The following is a 1,029-nucleotide window of genomic DNA, read 5'->3' as shown; positions in this document are numbered from 1 at the left end:
TTCTCCATCGCCAACGACGTGGCGAAGTACTTCGCGATCATCCCCGCGATGTTCGCCGTCGCCTACCCGGGCCTGGACAAGCTCAACATCATGCAGCTGCACAGCCCGGCGTCCGCGATCACCTCGGCGATCATCTTCAACGCGCTGATCATCGTCGTGCTGATCCCGCTCGCTCTGCGAGGTGTGCGCTACCGGCCGTCGTCGGCCTCGGCGCTGCTGACCCGCAACATCTGGGTCTACGGCCTGGGCGGTCTCGTGCTGCCGTTCGCCGGCATCAAGCTGATCGACCTGATCGTCCAGTTCATCCCCGGCCTCAGCTGACAGAAGAAGGCAATCCATCATGTTCCGCTCCCTGCCCGCCGTGGTCCGCAACCACGTGGCCGCCCTGCGGATGCTGCTGGTGTTCACGGTGCTCCTCGGCATCGCCTACCCGCTGGCCGTCACCGGTGTCGCCCAGGCGGCGTTCTCCGACCAGGCCAACGGCTCCAGGATCACCCAGGACGGCAAGACCGTCGGTTCCAGCCTCATCGGCCAGAGCTTCAACCTCCCCAAGAAGAACCCGGACGACGCCGACGAGGTCGCCCAACCGGACCCGAAGTGGTTCCAGCCGCGTCCGGGCGGCTACGACCCGCTCGTCACCGGCGCCTCCAACCTCGGCCCGAACGACGAGGGCCTGGTGAAGACCATCAAGGAGCGCCGGGCCGCGGTCGCCGAGTTCGACGGTGTCGCACCCGAAGACGTGCCGGTCGACGCCGTCACCGCCTCCGGCTCCGGCCTCGACCCGCACATCTCGCCGGAGTACGCCCGCGAGCAGGCCGAACGGGTCGCCAGGGCCCGCGGCCTGGACGCCGCCGCCGTGCGCAAACTGGTGGAGGACCACGTCCAGGGCCGGGTCCTCGGCTTCCTCGGCGAGGAGCGCGTCAACGTCGTGGAGCTCAACCACGCGCTCATCGCCTTGAAGTGACGTTGCGTCACTGTCGCACCATCCGCACCACGCCGCCCGGCGGCGCAGGGATCACCTGCGCCGCC

1 protein-coding gene and 1 pseudogene are annotated in these 1,029 nt (G+C 68.7%); both read left to right on the top strand.

What is annotated here, in order from left to right:
* A pseudogene (locus AB0F62_RS42800) lies at positions 1-321 on the top strand (potassium-transporting ATPase subunit B); the annotation flags it as partial.
* 19 nt (positions 322-340) lie between these two features.
* Positions 341-964: a potassium-transporting ATPase subunit KdpC gene (gene kdpC / locus AB0F62_RS42795; protein WP_361812343.1), complete on the top strand. Its 624-nt coding sequence runs from the start codon at positions 341-343 to the stop codon at positions 962-964.
* Positions 965-1,029: the final 65 nt, after the last annotated feature.

The sequence above is a fragment of the Streptomyces sp. NPDC026673 genome, assembly GCF_040638135.1.
Classification (GTDB): Bacteria; Actinomycetota; Actinomycetes; order Streptomycetales; family Streptomycetaceae; genus Actinacidiphila.
This window is presented reverse-complemented; position numbering and strand designations above follow the sequence as displayed.